The 20,673-nt window shown below is 65.1% G+C and carries 21 protein-coding genes; 10 read left to right on the forward strand and 11 right to left on the reverse strand.

Annotation, left to right across the window (positions count from 1 at the left end; all coding sequences use genetic code 11):
* The first annotated feature begins 102 nt into the window (after positions 1–102).
* The gene (locus tag ACFVYC_RS12230) at positions 103–699 is read left to right on the forward strand and encodes a DUF1992 domain-containing protein (protein ID WP_387550182.1); all 597 of its coding nucleotides are present in this window, start codon (positions 103–105) and stop codon (positions 697–699) included.
* On the opposite strand, the gene ACFVYC_RS12235 is transcribed toward ACFVYC_RS12230, so the two are convergent.
* Both ACFVYC_RS12235 and ACFVYC_RS12240 read right to left on the reverse strand, forming a co-directional pair.
* The gene (locus ACFVYC_RS12235; protein ID WP_387550184.1) at positions 696–1,247 is read right to left on the reverse strand and encodes a GNAT family N-acetyltransferase; all 552 of its coding nucleotides are present in this window, start codon (positions 1,245–1,247) and stop codon (positions 696–698) included. The two genes, ACFVYC_RS12230 and ACFVYC_RS12235, sit on opposite strands and share 4 nt — an antisense overlap.
* A 95-nt stretch (positions 1,248–1,342) precedes the next feature.
* Positions 1,343–3,520 carry a transglycosylase domain-containing protein gene (locus ACFVYC_RS12240; protein WP_387550186.1) on the reverse strand — a complete coding sequence of 726 codons (2,178 nt, stop codon included), beginning with the start codon at positions 3,518–3,520 and terminating at the stop codon, positions 1,343–1,345.
* Positions 3,521–3,698: 178 nt separating this feature from the next.
* Here ACFVYC_RS12240 and ACFVYC_RS12245 point away from each other — a divergent pair, with 178 nt between their 5' ends.
* On the forward strand, positions 3,699–4,301 hold the full coding sequence (locus ACFVYC_RS12245) for a PadR family transcriptional regulator (protein ID WP_387550188.1): 603 nt from the start codon (positions 3,699–3,701) through the stop codon (positions 4,299–4,301).
* Positions 4,302–4,394: 93 nt separating this feature from the next.
* Here the strand turns inward: ACFVYC_RS12245 and ACFVYC_RS12250 are convergent, their stop codons facing one another.
* Positions 4,395–5,732 carry an ammonium transporter gene (locus ACFVYC_RS12250; protein ID WP_387550189.1) on the reverse strand — a complete coding sequence of 446 codons (1,338 nt, stop codon included), beginning with the start codon at positions 5,730–5,732 and terminating at the stop codon, positions 4,395–4,397.
* A 311-nt stretch (positions 5,733–6,043) separates the two neighbouring features.
* Positions 6,044–6,838 (reverse strand): carbon-nitrogen hydrolase family protein, encoded by a 795-nt coding sequence (locus ACFVYC_RS12255; RefSeq protein WP_387550191.1) that lies wholly within the window; start codon positions 6,836–6,838, stop codon positions 6,044–6,046.
* Positions 6,839–6,869: 31 nt separating this feature from the next.
* Here ACFVYC_RS12255 and ACFVYC_RS12260 point away from each other — a divergent pair, with 31 nt between their 5' ends.
* On the forward strand, positions 6,870–7,526 hold the full coding sequence (locus ACFVYC_RS12260) for a GntR family transcriptional regulator (protein ID WP_387550193.1): 657 nt from the start codon (positions 6,870–6,872) through the stop codon (positions 7,524–7,526).
* 73 nt (positions 7,527–7,599) lie between these two features.
* On the opposite strand, the gene ACFVYC_RS12265 is transcribed toward ACFVYC_RS12260, so the two are convergent.
* The gene (locus tag ACFVYC_RS12265) at positions 7,600–8,991 is read right to left on the reverse strand and encodes an MFS transporter (protein WP_387550195.1); all 1,392 of its coding nucleotides are present in this window, start codon (positions 8,989–8,991) and stop codon (positions 7,600–7,602) included.
* 150 nt (positions 8,992–9,141) lie between these two features.
* Between ACFVYC_RS12265 and ACFVYC_RS12270 the strand changes: the two genes are divergently transcribed.
* Positions 9,142–9,828, forward strand: a complete 687-nt coding sequence (locus ACFVYC_RS12270; protein WP_387550197.1) for a DUF2848 domain-containing protein — start codon at positions 9,142–9,144, stop codon at positions 9,826–9,828.
* 180 nt (positions 9,829–10,008) lie between these two features.
* Complete coding sequence (locus ACFVYC_RS12275) at positions 10,009–10,407, forward strand: hypothetical protein (RefSeq protein ID WP_387550199.1); 399 nt, start codon at positions 10,009–10,011, stop codon at positions 10,405–10,407.
* A 7-nt stretch (positions 10,408–10,414) separates the two neighbouring features.
* Here the strand turns inward: ACFVYC_RS12275 and ACFVYC_RS12280 are convergent, their stop codons facing one another.
* Together ACFVYC_RS12280 and ACFVYC_RS12285 are read right to left on the reverse strand one after the other, a co-directional pair.
* Positions 10,415–10,750 (reverse strand): DUF202 domain-containing protein, encoded by a 336-nt coding sequence (locus ACFVYC_RS12280; protein WP_387550201.1) that lies wholly within the window; start codon positions 10,748–10,750, stop codon positions 10,415–10,417.
* Positions 10,751–10,754: 4 nt separating this feature from the next.
* A complete protein-coding gene (locus ACFVYC_RS12285; RefSeq protein ID WP_387550202.1) occupies positions 10,755–11,156 on the reverse strand; it encodes a YidH family protein in 402 nt (133 codons plus the stop codon).
* A gap of 207 nt (positions 11,157–11,363) precedes the next feature.
* Between ACFVYC_RS12285 and ACFVYC_RS12290 the strand changes: the two genes are divergently transcribed.
* The 5 genes from ACFVYC_RS12290 to ACFVYC_RS12310 all read left to right on the forward strand — a co-directional run bounded on the left by ACFVYC_RS12290 (position 11,364) and on the right by ACFVYC_RS12310 (position 16,330).
* On the forward strand, positions 11,364–12,398 hold the full coding sequence (locus ACFVYC_RS12290; protein WP_387550204.1) for an LLM class flavin-dependent oxidoreductase: 1,035 nt from the start codon (positions 11,364–11,366) through the stop codon (positions 12,396–12,398).
* Positions 12,399–12,631: 233 nt separating this feature from the next.
* The gene (locus tag ACFVYC_RS12295; RefSeq protein WP_387550206.1) at positions 12,632–13,729 is read left to right on the forward strand and encodes a ferredoxin reductase; all 1,098 of its coding nucleotides are present in this window, start codon (positions 12,632–12,634) and stop codon (positions 13,727–13,729) included.
* Between the two features lie 13 nt (positions 13,730–13,742).
* Entirely contained in the window at positions 13,743–14,927 is a 1,185-nt protein-coding gene (locus ACFVYC_RS12300; protein WP_387550208.1) for a fatty acid desaturase family protein, read from the forward strand.
* Between the two features lie 274 nt (positions 14,928–15,201).
* A complete protein-coding gene (locus tag ACFVYC_RS12305; protein WP_387550209.1) occupies positions 15,202–15,399 on the forward strand; it encodes a hypothetical protein in 198 nt (65 codons plus the stop codon).
* Positions 15,400–15,493: 94 nt separating this feature from the next.
* Positions 15,494–16,330, forward strand: a complete 837-nt coding sequence (locus tag ACFVYC_RS12310) for an alpha/beta fold hydrolase (RefSeq protein ID WP_387550211.1) — start codon at positions 15,494–15,496, stop codon at positions 16,328–16,330.
* A 136-nt stretch (positions 16,331–16,466) separates the two neighbouring features.
* Here the strand turns inward: ACFVYC_RS12310 and ACFVYC_RS12315 are convergent, their stop codons facing one another.
* The 4 genes from ACFVYC_RS12315 to ACFVYC_RS12330 form a co-directional block, all read right to left on the reverse strand.
* On the reverse strand, positions 16,467–18,008 hold the full coding sequence (locus tag ACFVYC_RS12315; protein ID WP_387550213.1) for a carbohydrate-binding domain-containing protein: 1,542 nt from the start codon (positions 18,006–18,008) through the stop codon (positions 16,467–16,469).
* Between the two features lie 48 nt (positions 18,009–18,056).
* On the reverse strand, positions 18,057–18,842 hold the full coding sequence (locus ACFVYC_RS12320) for a polyphosphate polymerase domain-containing protein (protein WP_387550215.1): 786 nt from the start codon (positions 18,840–18,842) through the stop codon (positions 18,057–18,059).
* Positions 18,839–19,495, reverse strand: a complete 657-nt coding sequence (locus tag ACFVYC_RS12325) for a DUF4956 domain-containing protein (protein WP_387550217.1) — start codon at positions 19,493–19,495, stop codon at positions 18,839–18,841. The genes ACFVYC_RS12320 and ACFVYC_RS12325 overlap by 4 nt, the downstream gene beginning before the upstream one ends.
* 74 nt (positions 19,496–19,569) lie before the next feature.
* The gene (locus ACFVYC_RS12330) at positions 19,570–20,667 is read right to left on the reverse strand and encodes a GtrA family protein (protein WP_387550218.1); all 1,098 of its coding nucleotides are present in this window, start codon (positions 20,665–20,667) and stop codon (positions 19,570–19,572) included.
* Positions 20,668–20,673: the final 6 nt, after the last annotated feature.

The following is a 20,673-nucleotide window of genomic DNA, read 5'->3' on the forward strand; positions in this document are numbered from 1 at the left end:
CCGCGCCGCTGGCATCCATGGACTTCCCCTCTACGATCGCCGCTACATGCCAGCTTAAACTCGGGAAGGCACTAACTAACCAGAGGTAAGGCGGTGGCAGGGATGGGCAGCGGTGCGGAGGACTTCCGGAAGCGGCTGGAGCGTGCCGCCGAAGTCCGGTCCTACCGGGGAGCCGGGATCAGCGCCGAGGAGGAAGCCGCGCTCGACGCCCTCGACTCGCAGGAGCGGGAAAAGCGCCGGAAGGTGGGCGATGCCGCGCGGGCCGAATATCTGGTCCGGGATGCCATGGCGCACGGGAAGTTCGACAACCTCAAGTACGCCGGCAAACCGATTCCGGGACTGGGGGAGTCATACGACCCCGACTGGTGGGTCAAGGGCCTCATCCAGCGGGAAAACATCAGCGGCCTGGGCCCGGCGGCCATCCTGCTCCGCACCGAGGACGCAGAACTGGACGCCAAGCTCGACGCGCAGTACACAGAGCAGCAGGTCCGTGACATTCTGCAGGACTTCAACCGAAGGGTCATCGACGCACGGCGCCAGCTCCAGGGCGGCCCGCCGGTTATCACCAAGACCCGCGACGTGGAGGAGGAAGTGGGGCGGTGGCGCGGACGCCGTGCCGCTTCCCAGGTTGCCCAGGCCGCGCCCGAGCCGGAACTGCCCCGCCCATGGTGGCGGCGGCTGTGGAAGGGGACGGGCTAGTGTGGTGCTCTTGCCTCGAAGAGCTCGCAGGTGGCGTTGTAGTACCTCTCGGTCTGTCCGCGGTGGGTCATGCCGATGCGCAGGCACACCCTTTGTGAGGCTGTGTTGGCCGGCGCCGTGACTGCCACGACCTTGTCCAGCCCGCTGTCCAGCGCGTAGCCGAGGCCAGCGGCCGCCGCCTCTGTTGCGTAGCCGTTTCCCCAGTGGTCGGGGTGGAAATGCCAGCCAATTTCCGTATCGCCCGAGGGCTGAAGCGGCAGAGTCCCGCCCGACGCCGGGATGGACTTCAAAAGCAGCGTCCCGACGAGTGGTGCCCCGGCTTTCAGCTGAACGGCCCAGATGGCGTGGCTGGGGTGGGCCAGGGGCTGCTGGTGGATGTTCCGCCAGGTTCGGACGCGCTCCTCAGCCTCGGCCCGGTCCCTCATTATCTGTGGGTGGTTTCCGATGAAGCGTTGTACCTCCCAGCGGGAGTAGAGGTCCAGCACAAAGTCTGCGTCCTCCGGCTGCCACTGGCGGAGAATCAACCGTTCGGTTTCGAGGCTTTTCACCGGGCCAATCCTGCCAGAATCCGGGGAGTTGAGGGAGGATTTCCCCGTCTCCACAGAGCGTGGGCCACCCCGGTTTCCCCACTCCGGCGGAGAGGCTACCGCTTGGGAGTGGGCGGCGGGTTGGGGCTTGACATGGATGGCGGCGGCCCGGGGAACGGCGCCGCCGGATAGAGCGGAGCCACGTTCACCATGTAATTGGCCCACTGCGGCCCGGCGATCATGTAACCGTCCAGGCGGGGGTAGAAGGTCCCGTTAATCGTGACGTTCTGGCCGGAACGCTTCTGGCCCTCCAGCGCGTCCCCGAAGAAGGAGGCGGTGGCCAGCCCGGTGGTGTAGCCGGCTACCCATGTGGCTCCGTTGTTGTTCGAGGTGCCGGTCTTTGCTGCCACCGGAACCTTGTCCTGGACCTTTGGATTGATCCAGACGCCTGATCCCTTCTTCATCACGTCCTGCAGCACGGAGTTGACGCCACGGGCCACGTCCGGCTTCACGGCGTCCCGACACTCGCTTGCCTGGGCCGGAAGCTTCCCGCCGGCGGCGTCAGTAACCTCCAGCAGTGCGATGGGTGTGCAGTACTTTCCGTCATTGGCGAAGGTGGCGAAGGCGTTCGCCATATGCAGCGGTGCCACATTGGTGGCGCCCAGGAGGTTGCCCAGTTGGTGCATGTTGATGGGGGAACCGTCGTGGCCGTTATGCAGGCCCACGGCGTCTACCATCTTCTGGATGCCACAGAAGTCCAGCTGTGCAGCCGAAGCGAAGGTGGCAGTGTTGATGGAGTTGTAGAGGCCGTAATCGATGGGCATCTTCCGGTAGAAGCCCTCTTCGGCGTTCTGCAGGTCATCGGCCGCGCCCAGCTCCGGGTTGTTCTGGGCCGTGCTGTAGGCGCCGAGAACCTTTCCGCAGCTGTCCCGCCAGGGGAACCCCAGCGGGTAGACGCGCTTTGAAGCGTCCACCTCCGCGTTCAGCGGCTTGCCCTCATTCAGCCATTGCGCGAACGTAAACGGCTTCATGGTAGACCCGGTCTGGAAGCCGCCTGCCCCGTTCAGGTCATTGCCCTGGGGGTCCCTGGCATCCACGTTGAAGTTCAGGTGGGTGTCGAACTTCCCCGGCTCGGGCAGAAAGACGGTGTTCTGGGCCATCGCCAGGATCTTGCCGGTTCCGGGCTGGACGGTCACCAGGGTGGCTGCCCACCTGTCCGGATTGGCCCCTGCCGTACCATCCACCTGTGACTGCGCTGCGCCCTGGAGCCTGCTGTCCAACGTGGTGGTGATGGTGAGGCCACCCCGGTAGAGCTTCCTCTCCCGTTCCTTGAGCGTGGGCCCGTACGCGGGATTGTTGAGTATGAGGTGCGAGATGTAATCGCAGAAGTACGGCGCCATGGTGGCGTTGGCACAGCCCTGCCGTTCGGGGCTGATCTTCAGCTCGATGGGGCTGGCAACGGCCTCGTCGTGTTCAGCCTGGGTGATCTTCTCCTGCTGCAGCATCTCGCCAAGCACCTGGTCACGGCGGACAACCGACTTATCCGGGTTGAGGGCGGGGTTATAGAACGTGGGACTGTTCACCAGGCCAGCCAGCAGTGCGGCCTGGGGAAGGTTCAGGTCTTTCGCGCTGGTGCTGAAGAAGTATTGCGCTGCAGCTTCCACGCCGTAGGCGTCGCTGTTGAAGAACACGATGTTCAGGTAGCCCTCCAGGATCTGGTCCTTGCTGAACTTCTTTTCCAGTGCAACAGCGAGTTTCATTTCCCGCAGCTTGTCAGCGATGTCCTTCTGCCCGCTCAGGACCACCTCATCAGGCCGTTCCTGGGACAGCTTTGCCTCATTGAGCACGTTGGTGACGTACTGCTGTGTAATGGTGGACGCCCCCTGCTGGTCGCCCTTTGTCAGGTTCGCCACCACCGCGCGGAGGATGCCTTGCGGATCGAGGCCGGCATGTTCATAGAACCGGCTGTCCTCGATGGCGATGACGGCGTCCTTGATGTACGGGGACATCTGGTCCAGCGGTATCCGGACGCGGTTCTCGGCATAGAACGTCGCGATTGGCTTGCCATCGGCGGTGAGGACCTTGGTGGATTGCGACGGCGGCTGGACGGTCAGCTCCTCCGGCAGGCTTTCGAAAAAGTCAATGGAAGTGCTGACACCATACCCAGCGGCGGCAACAGACGGCACAACCAGGCTGGCGGCCAGTACTCCGCACATAACGCTCGCTGCGAGGAATGCCAGGAACCGTCCCAGCGGAGAACCGCTGCCGCGCCTGCGCTTCTTTTCCTTCGCCATGTTTCAGCCCTCGAGCTTGAAGAGTGCCACAAGATTACGTCGCGCCAGCAGGGCAATCCAGAGGGCGGAAGGTCATGATTTGATGAATTCTTTTCCTTGACCAGCGATAGTTAACGACATATCGTTAACTATCGCTGAGCTACGGCGACGACTAAGAAAACGAAAGGACGATGCCACGATGAAGGGCATTTTTTATGACGACAGTTCCGGATCGCACTCCGGCAGGGGCAGGTTCGAGCGCGGCCGCGGCCGGCGGGGACCGCACGGACACCGCGGAGGCGGCTTCGGGCCTGGTTTTGGACCAGGATTCGGGCCGGGCTTCGGCCCCGGTTTTGGGCGCGGCCCGCGCAGGGCAAGCAGGGGTGACGTCCGCTCCGCCATCCTCTCGCTCCTGGCTGAAGCGCCGTCCAATGGTTACGGACTGATTAAGGCGATAGCCGAAAAGACCAGTGGAGCTTGGCGGCCGAGCCCGGGATCTATCTATCCCACGTTGCAGCAACTGGTGGACGAGGAACTGATCACGGCGCTCAGCGAAGGCCGTGGAACCGAGTTCACGCTTACTGACGCCGGAAGGGCGTGGGTGGCAGAGCACGCCGAAGAATTGGCCGATGCCTGGGACGCCGGGCCTGACAGCCCGGACAAGGACTTCCACCAGAGCATCGGCAAGCTGATGGGTGTTATCCACCAGTTCCGGACGGGAGTCACCGAGGAGCAGCGGGCAGCAGCCATCGAGAAGCTGGACGAAACCCGCCGCGCCCTCTACAAGATCCTGGCTGACTGACCTGCTGACTGGAATCGCCAAGGGGCGGAGCGGTCAGTGGGCCGGACGGGGGAGCGCCCCAGGGGGCCGGGCGGCGCGGACTGCACAGGCGGTTCAGGCGAAGGAGTCTTCCTTGGTCCGCTGCCCGGCGGGGTTTTGAATCCCGGGGGAGGGCGAAGCGACTGGAAGAGGCGGGACTGCGTGGCGCACCGGGTTAAAACCTGCACCCATTTCCCCGAAGGCGTAGGCGCTCTCGGCATGCTCTGACAGGTCAACGCCGGCGGTCTCAGCCTCGCGGCTGACGCGGAACCCGATGGTCTTGTTGATGGTACGGCCAATCACCAGGGTTCCGACGCCGGACAGCAGCACCGTGATCACCACAGCCACGGTCTGCGCCACCAGCTGTTGGAAACCGCCGCCATAGAACAGTCCGCCGCCCTGTCCATCCACCGGGAGGGCGATGAAGCCCAGTGAAAGGGTGCCGATCAGTCCCGCACCCAGGTGGACCCCCACCACATCGAGGGAATCATCCAGCCCGAACCGGTACTTCAGGTCCACGAAAATGGCGCAGGCTGCTCCGGCCACCAAGCCCAGGCCGATGGCGGCCACTGGGCTGATGTTGGCGCAGGACGGAGTGATGGCAACGAGCCCGGCTACCACGCCGGACGCTGCGCCGAGCGAGGTGGGGTGGCCGTGGCGGATTTTTTCGGCCACCAGCCAGCTGAGCATCGCCGCTGCCGGCGTTACCAGGGTGTTGACCCAAATCAGGCCGGCCTGTTCCGCTGTGATCGCCGCTCCGCCGTTGAAGCCAAACCACCCGAACCACAGGATGGCGGCACCGAGCATAATGAACGGCACGTTGTGCGGCCGGTGGTTGGGGTCCTTGGCGAAGCCGTGGCGCTGGCCCACGATCAGGGCCAGTACCAGTGCGGCTGTGCCGGAGCTGATCTCCACCACGGCCCCGCCGGCGAAGTCGATAACCTGACCGAAAGCGGCGGTGATGGCCCCGTCGGCGCTCATCAGGCCGCCGCCCCAGATCATGTAGGCGAGCGGGCAGTAGACCGCGGTGATCCAGATCGGCACGAACAGGGCCCAGGCGCCGAACCTGGCGCGGTCCGCTATGGCGCCGCTGATCAGCGCCACCGTGATGATCGCAAAGGTTGCGCTGTATCCCGCCTTGATCAGGTCCGGGGAGCCCATCAGGTTCTGCAGGCCAAAATTAGCGAACGGGTTGCCGAAGATGCCCAGCACGCCGTCGCCTGTTGTCATGGAGTAGCCCCACAGAACCCAGACCACCCCAACGATCCCGGCGGAGATGAAGCTCATCATGATCATGTTCAGGGCGGCTTTGGCGCGTGTCATGCCGCCATAAAAGAGGCCCAGCCCCGGAGTCATCAGCAGTACCATCGCGGCTGAAATCATCAGCCAGACATGTTGGGCAGTGATTTCCACCTGCGGGTCCCTTCGCGTTGCGCCTCGAAGCGGGGCGCCCTGCCGGCCCCCGCATTCCCCCGGGTCCATCTTTCGGGTTCCGTATTTCGGGAATTGGCCGTGAAAGTTGCGCTGAGGTTACAGAAATCGCGGTTCTGTGAAGTGCCCGTGTCGAAATTGTTTCAGCCGTGTAAACGGCCGCTATCCAGCAACGGGAAGAGCTCACGCGAGGGGGCTGGGATTTCCCAGCCTGAGATACGACGACGGCGCGCCGTCGTGGGACGCTGCCCAAACCGGGGGGGACTCAGTGGGGCAGCAGCCCCTCCGAGGTGTTAGAACTGCCGGGCGTTGGCCAGGACGGGAAGTTTGGCGCGCACCTCGTCCACCACCGAGGGATCGATGTCGACGACGGCAAGTTCCGGTTTTCCGCCCAGCGCGGCTATCGCTGAGCCCAGGGGGGTGATGACGGCACTGTGGCCGATACCCGTGGGGGCGGTTCCGGCAGGGCCGGCTCCGATGGTTTCGGGATCGCCCTGGCCACAGGCCACCACGAAGGTGGTGCTGTCCAGTGCGCGCGCCCGCACCAGGAGGTCCCACTGCTCGGCTTTGCCAACGCCGGCGCCCCAGGAGGCGCAGACAATGTTGACCTGCGCGCCTGCGCGGGCGTTGGCGGTGAACAGGGCGGGAAAACGGACGTCATAACAGGTGGCCAGGCCGAACACGGTGCCGCTAACTTCGAAGGTCACCGGGTTGGTTCCAGCGTCCACTGTCTCGGATTCGGCAAAGCCGAAGGCATCAAAAAGATGCACCTTGTCATAGGAGGTGTCCACGCCCGGGCCGGTAACCAGGAGGGTGTTGCGCACCCGGCCGTCCTTCCCGGGGGTGAACATCCCGGCCACGATCACAATGTCCAGTTCGCTGGCAAGGGCGCGGACTTTTTCAGCCCACGGGCCGTCCAGCGGTTCGGCGATGCCCCTCAGCGAATGGCCGAACGCGCGCATGGCGGCCTCGGGGAACACCACCAGCTCCGCACCGGCCGCCTTGGCCTGGGTGGCGTTGTCCCGGATGAGCTCCAGGTTGGCGGCGAGGTCCTCGCTGCTGATGATTTGGGCGACTGCTAGACGCATTGGTGGCTCCAATCTGTTGTATACATAATGTATGGGAAAAACAGCAGGGACGGCAGCGTCCGGACGGGAAAAGGCGTATGCCCACCTGCGCGAAAATGTCCTGATCGACCCCGAGCTGCAGGGCCGCTTCCTCAATGAACAGGAACTCGCGGCCGAAATTGGCGTATCGCGCACCCCGGTCCGCGAAGCGCTGCTGCTCCTCGTCTCGGACGGGCTGGTGGAACTCATCCCGCAGCGCGGGGCCTATGTCCCGCCCGTCACCGGCAGGGAAATCTCTGAACTTATGGAACTCCGCGGCGTCCTGGAAAGCCATGCGGCACGGCTGGTGATCGCCGAAAGGCGCGTCCCGGCTGCACTGATGCAGGAAACCCTGGACCTGCAGGCCCGGATCCCGGATACCGGGGAGGCTGAGGGCGCCCGCGAGTTCATCCGCCTGGACACCCTCTTCCACCAGCAGCTCATTGACGCGGCCGGAAATGAGCTCATCTCCCGTACCTACAGCAAGCTCCACGTCCGCCAGATCCTGGTGGGAGTGTCCGCCTTGTTCAGGACCGGCGACCGCAGGCAGGCCGTGTGCGCCGAACACCAGGGCATCCTCGACGCCCTGGTATCCGGTGATGAAACCCAGGCCCAGAAGGCGATCGACCACCACCTGGCCGTGACCCGGGACCTCCTGCTCCGGACCTGAGGGATGTTGAGTCCACGTGAGGCCGGGCTGGATGCCTCCTGAAAGCGTCACGTGGACTCGACTCCCCGGCGGGTTAGCGGGATTCGCCGACGCCGGAGGCGGGGCTTGCCTGTCCGGCACCTTCCAGCAGCAACCGGTAGTCCTGGTCCTCCACCGTGTTGTTATCGCGGCCCATGGCGAGGCCAATGAGCGTGACGGCCGACGCGATGGCTACATAAATGGCCACCGGCACCCACGTGCCAAACTGTGAAAGCAGAACGGTGAACATCAGCGGCGCGATGGCACCGCCGATCACTCCGGCAAAAGTGTAGGCGAGGGAACTTCCCGTGGAGCGGAGCCGCGGGGAGAACTGCTCCACAATAAAGGCCGCTTGCGGTCCATACATAAAGGAGTGCGCCGCAAGCCCCAGGACGATGCCGATGATCAGCATCGGCTGGTTGTTGCCTCCGAGGATGCCGAAGAAAATGAACGTCCAGACGGCGCCTACCACCGCGCCCACCCCGTACACCAGGCGGCGGTTAAAGCGATCCGAAACAGCGCCGGCCAGCGGGATCATAAACAGCTGGAACGCAGAACCGACCAGGACGGCGGTAAGGACCTGGTTGCGGTCGTAACCAAGGGCCTGGATGCCGTAGGTCAGGGTGAAAACCGTGAACAGCGCGTACAGGACGTCCGGCCCTACGCGGCAAAGAATGGCCGCGATCAACGGACGCAGTTCGTGGGCGAAAACCTCGCGGATGGGGGCGTGCGGCTGCTCACCGTGGGCGGCGATGGCCTTGAAGACAGGGGTGTCCTCAAGTCTGAGCCGGATCCAGAGGCCGAACGCAACCAGCAGTGCCGATACCAGGAACGCGATCCGCCAGCCGAAGCTGAGGAACTGCTCCTCGGTCAGCATCACGGTCAGGAGGGCCAGCGCGCCGTTGGCCAGGAGGTTGCCGGCAGGCGGACCTACCTGTGCGGCAGAGGCCCAGAAGCCGCGACGGTGCGGATCGCCGTATTCGCTGGAGAGAAGGACTGCGCCGCCCCATTCGCCGCCAACGCCTACACCCTGCGCGAACCGCAGCAGCACCAGGATGATGGGCGCCGTAATGCCGATGCTGTCGTAGCCCGGCAGGACGCCGATCAGCACCGTGGCCACACCGATAATCATCAGGGTGGTCACGAGCACTTTCTTGCGTCCGATCCGGTCACCCAGGCGTCCGAAGATAATGCCGCCCACCGGCCGGGACACGTAGCCCACAGCGTAGGTGGAAAACGCGAGGATGGTGCCCGTCAGGGGGTCGGAAGCAGGAAAGAAAACGAGGGGAAATACAACGGCGGCAGCCGCCGAGTAGACGGCAAAGTCGTACCACTCAAGGGCGGTGCCGGTGAGGCTGGCGGCAAAGGCTTTGTAGAGGCCCTTGGGATGGATCGGCGCGTGCGGGTGCGGCGCTGCGCCCGGAGTTGGAACGGGAGAGTTGCTCATGGTGTCCTCCACGGTATTTTCCTAATAGTGACGCCTGTCACGCTGGCGTATAATGTATACATTACGCATACTGGATGTACATTGGCGACCCTTTCCGGTTTCCGGTTTGTTAATTTTTTTCCCGCAGCACGCGAAAAGGACGGATCCACCATGGCGGTACTCAGTTTTGAACTTCCCGATGGAAGCACCAAGGACGTGCAGGTCAAGCACCTCCTCAATGCCGGATACGCGGGTCGCGAGCAGGATGAAGTCCTGGCGCACATTGCCGAACTGGCGGAACTGGGCGTTCCCGGCCCCACCACCACCCCGGCCCTCTATCCGGTGTCGCCCTACCTGGCGCAGCAGGTGTCCGAAGTGCGCGTGCAGCATGGGCGGACGTCCGGGGAGGCGGAGTGGGCGCTGGTGATCACGGACGACGGCGTACTGCTGACAGTTGCCTGCGACCATACGGACCGGGAGCTGGAAGTCCATGGCGTGGCGTGGAGCAAGAACGCGAGTCCGGATGTCCTGGGCCGGAAGGCGTGGCGGCTTGACGATGTCCGTGACCACTTGGACAGGATCACACTGAAGGGCTGGGTTGGGGAAGGGGAGACCCCTGACACCCTCATCCAGGACAGCTCGCTGGAGGCCTTGCTGACCCCGGACTACTGGCTGGACGTTCTGGCGGAGCGGGGGCTGAACGAGCCCGGCACTGTGCTGATTTCCGGAACCGTAGCCATGACTGGCGGCGTGAACCAGTTCGCCCGCAGCTGGAAGGTGGAGATGGCCGATCCCGTCACCGGGCTGTCCGTGGACGCCCAGTACGTGGTGGAGCAGATGCCGGAACCGATCGGCTGAACCCCGTTCGATGACGAGGGGTAGGGGGCTGCCGCTTGTATCCCCCTGCCCCGGAGTCCCCGCGGAGTGTGTGTTCCTATTCCGCCAGGGCCTGGATTCGGGCTGAAAGATCGGGGTCGTTCATGTCCAGCCCTTCCGCCGGAAACGTTTCCCTCACCGTACGCCTGTACCATCAGAATCATGCCCACTGTGCTTGATATGGCAGGTCCAATCCTGGAAATGCTGACTTGGTTGTGCCTGCCCGCCGGGCTGGGATTGCTTTTTTACACAGGCTTCCTGCGCCGCTTTGTGCACCCGTGGGCGGTGGCCGAAGCGGTGGTGTATTCGGACAATACCGGGGTAGGTTTCCGCTGGTTCGACCGGAAGTACCAGGTGCACCATGCGCCCATGTCACCGCACGACATCAAGGACCTGGCTGTAGGGGATACGCTCCCCATCTACTACCACCCCAAGCGGCCCACCCAGTGGCAGACCGCGGCTCCGGAAGAAGCTGGAAGGACAGCAGCCGTGCTGGGACGCTGCCTCACCGGGATCGGCGCGGTCGCTCTTTTGGCGGGGTTTGTCCTGCCGATGTTCTAGGGCACGCTTACGCGGCAAGGACCACGCCGATGCCGAGGCCGCCCAACGCGACCCCCGCGCAAGCCGTCCACAGCACTGCGGTGATGTCGGCGTCGACATTTTCCCTGGCGATGCCGCGGGAGCTGGCGCTGTAGCGGCGGCGCTGCGTGAAGTAGATCGCAGCGGCTGCCGCGGCGGAGACGGCGAACAGCAGCAGGATAGGCAGCCCATGGACCGGGAGCCAGCGCAGGAAGATCGCGCTGACCGTCAGCAGGGCCATCATTGTCCGGCCCCAGGCCAGTGCAGTCCGCTCCGGCTGGAGGCCCGGATCCCCGTGACCGCCGGCGTGGTGGGCAGGCAGCACCGGTTCACCGCCCGAGGATAAAAATCAGCACGACGGCGGCCGCCAGCGCCCCAGCGCCGGCAAGCAGCGGGACAATAAGCGGAAGCGGCAGCGGCGCCTTGTTGCGCATGCTTCGTTCCACGCGCAGCCACCGCACCGCAGATCCGGCGCTCAGGAGCATGCCCAGCAGGAGCAGCACCACGGCCAGGCCCTTCCGGACGGGCTCCAGGAAAAGGTCCGCGGTGAAGGCCTCGATGGCGATACCCCCGGCCAGAAGCGCCAGGGACGTACGGATCCAGGCGAGGAAGGTGCGTTCGTTCGCGAGCGTAAAGCGCGGGTCCGGTTCCTCCCCTCCGGGCAGCAGCCGTTCGGCGAGTTTCCCGCGCGACGGCGTATCGGCGCTGGCGGGCTGCTCGCTGTTGGTCACGGTGCCAGTTTAGCCATGGCCCCTTTTCCGGGCTGCCTGCGGGTGCTGGCCGGCAAGGGGACGGCGTGCGGGCAGTAGGCACCCGATTAGCGTGCGGGCAGCAGGCGCCCGATTAGACTGCCTTAACGGTAAGCAAATGGCCCGAAAAGCGGGTGCGTGACATGGCGGCGGGAAATGCCCCGGGTGCCGGCAAGGTGAGGGCAAGGTATGGAGCGCATCGGATTCCTATCATTCGGCCACTGGGGCCCGGGGCCGGGGTCCCGCACGCGGACTGCCGGCGATGCCCTCCTCCAGGCCATCGACCTCGCAGTCGCTGCCGAGGAACTGGGGGTCAACGGGGCATTCTTCCGCGTCCACCACTTCGCCCGGCAGCAGGCCTCGCCCTTTCCCCTGCTGTCGGCCATCGGCGCGCGGACAAGCCGGATCGAAATCGGCACCGGCGTGATCGACATGCGCTACGAGAACCCCTTGTATATGGCAGAGGACGCCGCAGCGGCCGACCTGATCAGCGGCGGCAGGCTCCAGCTCGGAATCAGCCGCGGTTCACCCGAACCGGTGCGGGACGGGGCCGCGGTGTTCGGCCACCGCCCGCAGCCGGGGGAAACTGACGCCGATATGGCGCGCCGGCACACAGCCGTTTTCCGGAAGGCCATCAGCGGTGCCGGAGTGGCGGACGCAGATCCCCGCTACGCCGGCGGTGCCACGGGACTGCTGCCCGTCCAGCCGCAGTCACCAGGCCTGGCCGAGCGTATCTGGTGGGGGGCCGGGAGCAGGAAGACAGCCGTCTGGGCTGCGGAGCTGGGCATGAACCTGATGAGCTCCACCCTCCTGACCGAGGACACCGGCGTGCCCTTCCATGAACTCCAGGCGGAGCAGATCCGGTTGTTCAGGGACGCCTGGTCAGCCGAAGGGCACAGTCACATGCCCCGTGTTTCGGTCAGCCGCAGCGTCCTTCCCATCGTGGATGGCGAAGACAGCCGCTACTTTGCCGGCAGTGCCCTGCGGGACGGCCGGGACCAGGTGGGCGTCATTGATGGACTGACCGCCCGGTTCGGAAAGAGCTATGTGGGCGCACCGGATGTCCTGGCCGAGGAGCTCGCTGCGGACACGGCGGTACAGGCGGCAGACACCCTGTTGCTCACCGTACCCAACCAGCTCGGCGTCGAATTCAATGCCAAGCTCCTGGGAAACATTGCCCGCTACATCGCGCCTGCACTGGGCTGGAGCCCCGCCCGGTCCTGACCCAGTCAAGCCTCCACGTAACGAAGCCGGCGCAGGCGTAAACATGTCCCCTGCCGCTCCGGAAAGCAGTATAATAAGCATGCTTACTGAAATGTGGGGAACCTTCTGCAGGCTGCAGCCGTTACTCTTGAAGTGCGGCTTGGGGGCTTAGCGCCCCCACTACAGCGTGACTGCGGAACGGTCATATGACGGAGAGAGAGAAATATGGCCCGCGCCGTTTTAGGCTTTATCGCATGATCCGGTTACGTCAGCTGGCCCAGGCGGCCTCTGTACTCACCACGCCTTTGGCGCCGGAGGACATCCTTGCGCTGTTCAACCCCGTCTACTCTGCGCGGCAACTTCGTGGTGTCGTCACCCGGGTAGTGCAGGAGACGGCGCAGTCCGCAACGATCTTCTTCCGGCCCGGCCGAGGCTGGCACTCCCACCTGGCAGGCCAGTGGGCGCGCATCGGCGTCGAGCTCGACGGCGTCCGCCACTGGCGGTCATACTCCCTCAGCGCCCCCGCCGGCAAGGATCCCGCCATCACGGTCACCGACGTCGGCGCAGTCTCGGGCACGCTGGTGCGCACCACCCGCCCGGGCGACGTCTTATTTTTGGCGCCCCCGCAGGGCGACTTTGTGCTCCCGGAGCACCCCCGGCCCCTCCTGATGGTGACGGCCGGCAGCGGCATCACCCCGGTGATGTCCATGATCCGCACCCTTGTTCCGCGGCGTCCGGATGCCGACGTCGTGCTGGTCCACTCGGCCCGCACCCCCGGCGACAGCCTCTTCCGCGAAGAACTTGCCGAACTGGCCGACCAGTTCCCCAACTTCCGCCTTGCCCACTGGTTCACGGGCGAGCAAGGCCGTATGGACCTCACCAACACCGCCCAGCTGGACGAGATCTGCCCTGACTGGAAGGAACGCGCGGCCTACGCCTGCGGCCCGGACAGTTTCCTGGACGACGCCGAGGAGCTGTGGAAGCAGGCCGCGCTGACAACGGCGGCACCCGGCTCGGACATCGCGGTGGCCGGCGGCGCCGGCAACTTGATGATCGAACGCTTCAACACCACTTTTGCCGGTGGTGTCGGGCACGACGGCGGACTGGTCACCTTCGAAACGTCCGACCGGGAAGTGGAAGCCGACGGCGACACCCCCTTGCTGGACGTGGGTGAGGACGCCGGGGTGCTGATGCCCAGCGGCTGCCGCATGGGCATCTGCCACAGCTGCCTCACTCCGCTCCGGGCCGGACAGGTCCGCGACCTTCGTACCGGGGAAATCCATGGCGAACCCGGCCAACTGATCCAAACGTGTGTCTCGGCAGCCGCCGGACCCGTCAACCTCGAAATCTGAGGAGCATCACGGTATGTCTGTAATTACACCCAGCAAGCCCACACCCACCGAAGGCAGTTCCACCGGAGGGTCAAGGACGCGCCCCGGAAAGCTGGCAGAATCCGGCAGTCCGACCGTCCGGCCTCCTGCTGCCGCCCACCTGACCGACGAACAGGTGGCCGAGCTCGGCCGCGAACTCGATGCCATCCGCGACGAGGTCCTGGCCAAGCGCGGAGCGGAAGACGCCGCCTACATCCGCCGCATGATCAAGATCCAGCGCGGCCTGGAGATCTCCGGCCGCGCGGCCCTGCTGGTCAGCAAGAACAAGGCAGCCTGGGTTACGGGCACCACCCTGCTGAGCCTGGCCAAGATCCTCGAGAACATGGAACTCGGCCACAACATCCTCCACGGACAGTGGGACTGGATGCGGGACCCGGACATCCACTCCACCACCTGGGAGTGGGACTTCGTCACGCCGTCGCGCTCCTGGCAGCACACCCACAACGACCTGCACCACCGCTGGACCAACGTGGTGGGCAAGGACAACGACGTCGGATACAACCTCCTGCGTATGGACGAGAACCAGCCGTGGAAGCCGATTAACCTGGCCAACCCCCTGTTCAACGCCATCCTGGCCCCCATCTTTGAGTGGGGCATCGCCGTCTACGACCTCGAGCTGACTGAGTACAAGGAAGGCACGAAGTCCAAGGAAGCCCTGCTCAAGGACCTCAAGGCCCTGGGTAAGAAGGTGGTCACGCAGTTCACCAAGGACTATGCCGCCACGCCCGCCGTCGCCATGCTGACCGGCTCCGGCAAGCAGGCTCTCTACGGCACCCTGGCCGCTAACGCCATCCGGAACGTCTGGGCACACGCCGTCATCTTCTGCGGCCACTTCCCCGAAGGCACCGACACCTTCACTGAGGAAATGGTGGAGGGCGAAACCCGCGGTGACTGGTATGTCCGCCAGATGATCGGGTCCGCCAACATCTCCGGTTCCAAGTTCATGCACATCATGACCGGCAACCTGTCGCACCAGATCGAGCACCACCTGTTCCCGGACCTGCCCTCCAGCCGGTATCCCGAGGTTGCTCCGAAGGTCCGCGAAATCTGCCAACGCTACGGCCTGAAGTACACCACCGGTCCGCTGCTCAAGCAGGTGGGCTCGTCCTGGGCGAAGGTCTTCAAGCTGGCCCTCCCGGGCAAGCCGGCCAGCGCCTGATCCAGGAATCCAGATCAAAGCACAGGCCGGGTCAGGTACCGCCCGATCTCAGTAACACCTGACGTGGACACCCAAATGCACCTCCGGTCCCGGGAACCAAACCCGGGCGCCGGAGGTGCATTTCTGTTTCCCCAGGCGGCACGCTCTCTCACTTTCTGCACGTTTTCCCCGGACGCTCTATCACCTTTCGGGCACGTTCTTCAACCGCTCTCTCACTTTCCCCGGTGGACGCCGCATAATTGATCCCACAGCCGCCGCAGCCTAGGGAGAAATCATGCGGATCCTTGGAGCACTTGTTGTCATCTGGCTGATCATCGGCGGTGTGGCCGCCTGGCAGCGCGGCTACTTCGGCGGGGCGCCTGATACCTGTGCGCAAGCCGGGACCATAGCCATCACTATTGCGGCGGGCCCGCTGAATTATATGGGCGCCAACCCACAGATCGACTGCGAACTTCCCCAGCCGTCACAGTAGCGCGCGGCGCGGCGGACCACCCTAGAGTAGGGATTGCGCGGGCAGCATATGTCCCGCCAGCATCGATCCCACAGTCTCGAAAGGACCCGCCGCGATGGCCTTCATCACCGTTGGAACCGAAAACAGCACTGACATCGAGCTTTACTACGAGGACCACGGTTCGGGCCAGCCCGTCGTGCTGATCCACGGCTACCCACTCGACGGCGCCTCCTGGGAAAAGCAGACCACCGCACTGCTGGGCGCCGGGTACCGCGTCATCACCTATGACCGCCGGGGCTTTGGCGAATCGAGCAAGACCACCGAGGGATACGACTACGACACCTTTGCCGCCGATCTCAACACCATTGTGTCCACCCTCGACCTGAACGCCGCGGTACTGGTGGGCTTTTCCATGGGTACGGGCGAAGTGGCCCGCTACCTGGGCACCTATGGCTCCGCCCGGATAGCCAAGGCAGCGTTCCTCGGCTCCCTCGAGCCGTTCCTGCTGAAAACCGATGACAACCCCGACGGCGTTCCACAGGAGGTCTTCGACGGACTTCATGAGGCAGTAACGGCAGACCGGTACGCCTTCTTCACGCAGTTTTTCAAGAACTTCTACAATAGCGACACCTTCCTGGGTACGCCCCGCCTTAGCCAGGAGGCTGTCACCGCCAGTTGGAACACCGCTGCCGGCGCCGGAGCCACTGCATCCGTGGCAGCACAGCCCACCTGGCTCACCGATTTCCGTGGGGACATTCCCAAGATTGACGTCCCTGCACTGATCCTCCACGGCACAGCGGACAACATCCTCCCCATCGATTCGACTGGGCGGCTGTTCGCCAAGGCGCTGCCCAGCGCCGAGTACGTGGAGATCGAGGGTGCCCCGCACGGCCTGCTGTTGACCCACGCCGCGGAGGTCAACGAAGCGCTGCTGGGTTTCCTCGCCAAGTAGTCCGGGCTTAACGCCAAGACTTCCGGCGACGGCGGGAGTCCGCCGTCGCCGGAAGTGATGGAGCGCTGGGGTTGAATAGGCGTTAGGTGAGAGAGCGTTCGGGGGGAATGCGCATCAGGTGGGAGAGCGTTTGAGGTTACCAGCGCGGTCCGCCACCGCCGCCCGGGCCCTGCTCGGCGGTGTACTCGCCGGCCGTGACCGAGCCCTGCTCTGTGGCCCCGTCCAGTGAGCCTTCGCCGAGGCCTGCGCTGACGGTTGCCGTGCCGCCGGTGTAGACGGTGTATTCCTCGCCTTCGGTAATGGCCGCGGAGGAGAACACCAACGATGCGGTGGCCTTGCTGGTAACGAACGCTGCCACCACCGTTCCTGACGAATCCGCGATCTGGACCACGGTCCCGGCGGGGACTGACGAACCGAGAGTCACCTGCACACCGGATTGCGTGGACGAGGTCCCCGGCGTGACCACCATCCCGGCGCTGCCGGCTGCTGCCACGGTTCCGCCGGTCACGGCCAGTTCGCCGTTTACGTCCAGCGCTCCGTTGCCGGAGTTAGTGGGGCCGTTCACCACCACCGTGCCGCCGGAAATGCTGGCATTGCCATTGGAGTCCAGGCCGTCGCCCTGGGAGTTGATGGTCAGCAGGCCGCCGCTGACCTCCACGGTGTAGTCGCCTACGGCCATCTCACCGCCGCCCGAGGCGTTCACACCGTCGTCCTTCGCGGTGATGGTGGCGGTACCGCCGGTCAGGATGATGTGCTGTGCCTCCAGGCCCTCCTCGGATTCCTCCACGGTGGCGGTGCCGGCCGCCATGGTGAGGGTGTTGAAGGCTTTGATGCCGTCGTCGCCCGCGCTGACGTTCAGGGTGCCGCCGTTGATCAGGACCCAGCCGCGGCCTTCGTCCTCCTCGTTGTCTGACTTGAAGCCGTCGCCGGCCGCGGAAACCTGGTAGGCCCCGTCCAGCAGCACTGCGTAGTCCTTGCCCACGATCCCGTCATCCGCAGCGTCCACCGTGACGGTGCCCGCTGCGAGAACCAGGCCGTCCTTGGCAGAGATGCCGTCGTTGAAGTTGCCGTCCACAGCCAGCGACCCGGTGCCGGCAATGGTCAGATCCGCCATAGAGTACATGGCGGCATTCGGCGCGTCCGTCCCCTGGTCCGCGTAGGTGGAGGCATCGCTGAGCGTGTTCGAGGTTCCGTCTCCGAGGTAGACGATGGCCTCGTTGGCGCTCTGCACCACGAACGGGGAGCCGGTGGAGCTGGTGAGGTCCGCGCCGTCGAGAACAATGCGGACCACGTCCTCCTCACCGGCGGCCACCACTACCTGCCCGTCGGACAGCGAGCCGCTGAGGCGGTAGGTGCCGGCGGAAGTGATGGTGACGGTGTCGCCGTCGACCTTTACGGCGTCCGACGACGACGATGCCACAGTGCCGCCGTCCGCCAGGGTCACGGCTACTTCGGAGGCGGCATCCCAAGTGAGGTCATCGTCGTCGAAATGCGTGTCCTCGGCCAGGGTATCCAGCGATACGGCCTGGGCGGTGCCGGAAGAAGTGGTGCCGGATGAGGTGCCTGTGCCGCTGATGGCCGGGATGCCAGTGGCGGCGGTGCCCGCTACCGAGCAGCCGGCAAGGCCGATAGTGACGGCCAGGGCGGCAACGGAGAGGTGGCTGCGGAAGTTTTTCATGGTGGTTCCTTTGGGAAGCTCGGCGGGGGTGTGTTGCAATGAGGAAAGCTAGGCGGCGGGCCGGAGGGACAGGCTGCGGCCCAGAGTCCGGTTCCAGCGGTTGGCGGGAAGGTCCGGGCAGAGCGCGGCCATCCCGGTGGCGAACTTGGAGATCCGGGAGGGCCGGACGCCGTAGGCCCACAGATGCCGGTCGAGTGGGCCTGCGGTGGAGCCGGACTTCGTCTCCAGGATCACCGCATCGTCCAGCACCCAGGCGGGGTTGTCCGGCCGCTGCCAGGTCACGTCGGTGTCGATGGTTGCCCGGCTCCCGGACTCCGGCAGGTACAGCGTTGTCCGGTTGTAGCGGGTTTCGAGGACCGGTTCCAGCGGGTCCGCCGGCACCGAGCCGACCGCGGCAGTGAGCGTCTCCCGGACATACTCCAGGCCTTCGGCGGTGAGCCGGGCCCTGTCGTCAAGGTGGTACGGAATCCGCTCCTTGACCGTTGCTTCGCGGGCGCCTTCGGTTTTCACTTCAAGGAAGCTCACAGCACTGTCCACGTAGGTTCGGGTGCGGATCTTGTAGCGCCGGCGGCGTCCGCGGGCAGCGAGCAGGTAGCTGTCCAGGTTGGCCGTGTCGAAGTAGACGGAGTCGTAGGCGAAGCTGCGGGAACCGTCCATCTCAAGCACCCGCACATCTGCATGGAAGGTGTCCAAGAGTTGGCGGGCAAGCCCGGCGGGAACCACGTACTTCCGGTCCACGCGGGTCTGCAGTGCTGCCTCACTGTTGAGCTCGTCCAACCCGACGGACGGAAGGAAGCGAAGAGCGCCGGTGACGTCTGTTCCGGTGGTGCTCATGCGGCACCTGCCTCGGCGTGGGCAGGCGTGCGCTCCACAGGCGCGGGTTCTGCATGCCGGGGTGCCGCCGACGGCATCGTAGGGATGACCGCCGGTGCGGGGAAGGCTGCGGGGGAGTAGGCGTACCGGACGTCAACGATGGTCTTGTCGTTGACCAGGTCCAGTTCCTGGACGGTGGCCGAGTGCACCCTGCCGTGCAGGACCTCTTCCAGCCTCGCGTAGAGTTCGCCGTCTCCGGCTATGGCACGGTCAAGGATGACTGTCTGGTGCCGGTGAGCCGGCAGGACGCGGGGGTGGTCTCCCACGAACATCACCAGCAGGATCAGGGCCATCAGCGATCCGGTCAGCCAAAGCGGCTCGATGCCCAGGCCGGCGATCAGGCCCAGTGCGAGGGCTGAGAAGTAATAGGCCACCTCGTGCTGGGCCAGCTCGGTGGAGCGGAGCCGGATGATGGACAGGACGCCGAAGAGTCCCAGCCCCAGGCCGAGGCCGGCAGCTGAACCTGACAGCGCGGTTGCCACTGCCAGGACGCCAACGTTCATGCCCAGGTAGGACACCACCAGGTCGCGGCGGCGGTGGCGGCGGAGGTAGAGGGCGAAGGTCAGGACGCTGATGGCGGCGAGGTCGGCGAGGATGAAGATCAGTGAGTTCATGGGTTCTCCGGGATGTTTTCGGTGGGCTGGTCTTTACTTTCCGGGCCCAAGCTGTGCGGGTGCTGTGACGGAACCTAGGCGCGAATATGAGTGTTTTCCGAACGTTCATCCCGCGTTTTCAAGGCGCCTTTGGCCGCTTTTCCGGCGAAGAGCCAGCGCTGCTGCACGGCGAAGCTGACAGCCAGCAGGGTGATCTCGGCCATGATCTTGGCCGGCAGGGCGGCAATCCCGGCGGCTTCGAAGGCCCAGATCAGGCCGAAGTTCACAGCCAGCAGCACGGCCGCCAGGCTGAAGTAGCGCAGCCCGGTGGCGCCGGCCGGTATGTCACGGCCATGCGCGAAGACCACGTTCCGGTTGACGAGGAAGTTCACGGACGAGCTCACGGCGCGGGCACCCAGCACTGCCAGGAGCAGCGAATCAACCAGCACGGAGAGCACCACGAACAGGATGGTGTCCAACAGGAAGGCGGTGAACGAGGACGCCAGGAACTTCAGCAGCGGCGCGTAGATCCGGGCCGAGTCCGCCAGGGGCCGGAAGTGGGATCCCGAGTTGTGGTCCAGGTAAACGGTGGCGATGTCCACGGACTCAATGGAGTAGCCGGCGTGCCTGGCCTCCAGCAGCAGGTTCAGCTCATACTCGTAGCGGTCGCCGCGGACCGACCTTAGCCAGGGGACCATTGCGGCGGGGTAGCCGCGGAGGCCGGTTTGGGTATCGGGGATGCGCTCGCCGGTGGCCAGTGTGAAGAGGGCCTTGGTAGCGGTATTGCCCAGCCGGCTTCGCGCGGGGACATCGCCGGTGAAGTTCCGGCTGCCCAGGACCATGGTGGTCCAGCCCCCTGGTTCGGCGCGGTTACGTCGCACGGCTTCGGCCACCCGGAGGATGTCCGACAGCCGGTGTTGGCCGTCGCTGTCGGCGCAGACCACGCCGTGGCCCGGCAGGTTGTCCGCGATGAAACCGAAGCCGGTTTTCAGGGCGAAGCCCTTTCCGCGGTTGTGCCCGTAACTGATGACGTGGCACCCGTGCGCCCTGACGTCGTCGAACACTTCCCGGTACTGAGGGCCGCTGCCGTCGTCCACAACCACGATGGGAACCCACGGTTCGGCGTCCCGGATGGTGCGGATCAGGGCAGGCAGTTTCCGGTCCGGCTCGTAGGCCGGGATCAGGATGATCATGGCAGG

Source organism: Pseudarthrobacter sp. NPDC058329, assembly GCF_042879835.1.
In the GTDB taxonomy this organism is placed as follows: Bacteria; Actinomycetota; Actinomycetes; order Actinomycetales; family Micrococcaceae; genus Arthrobacter.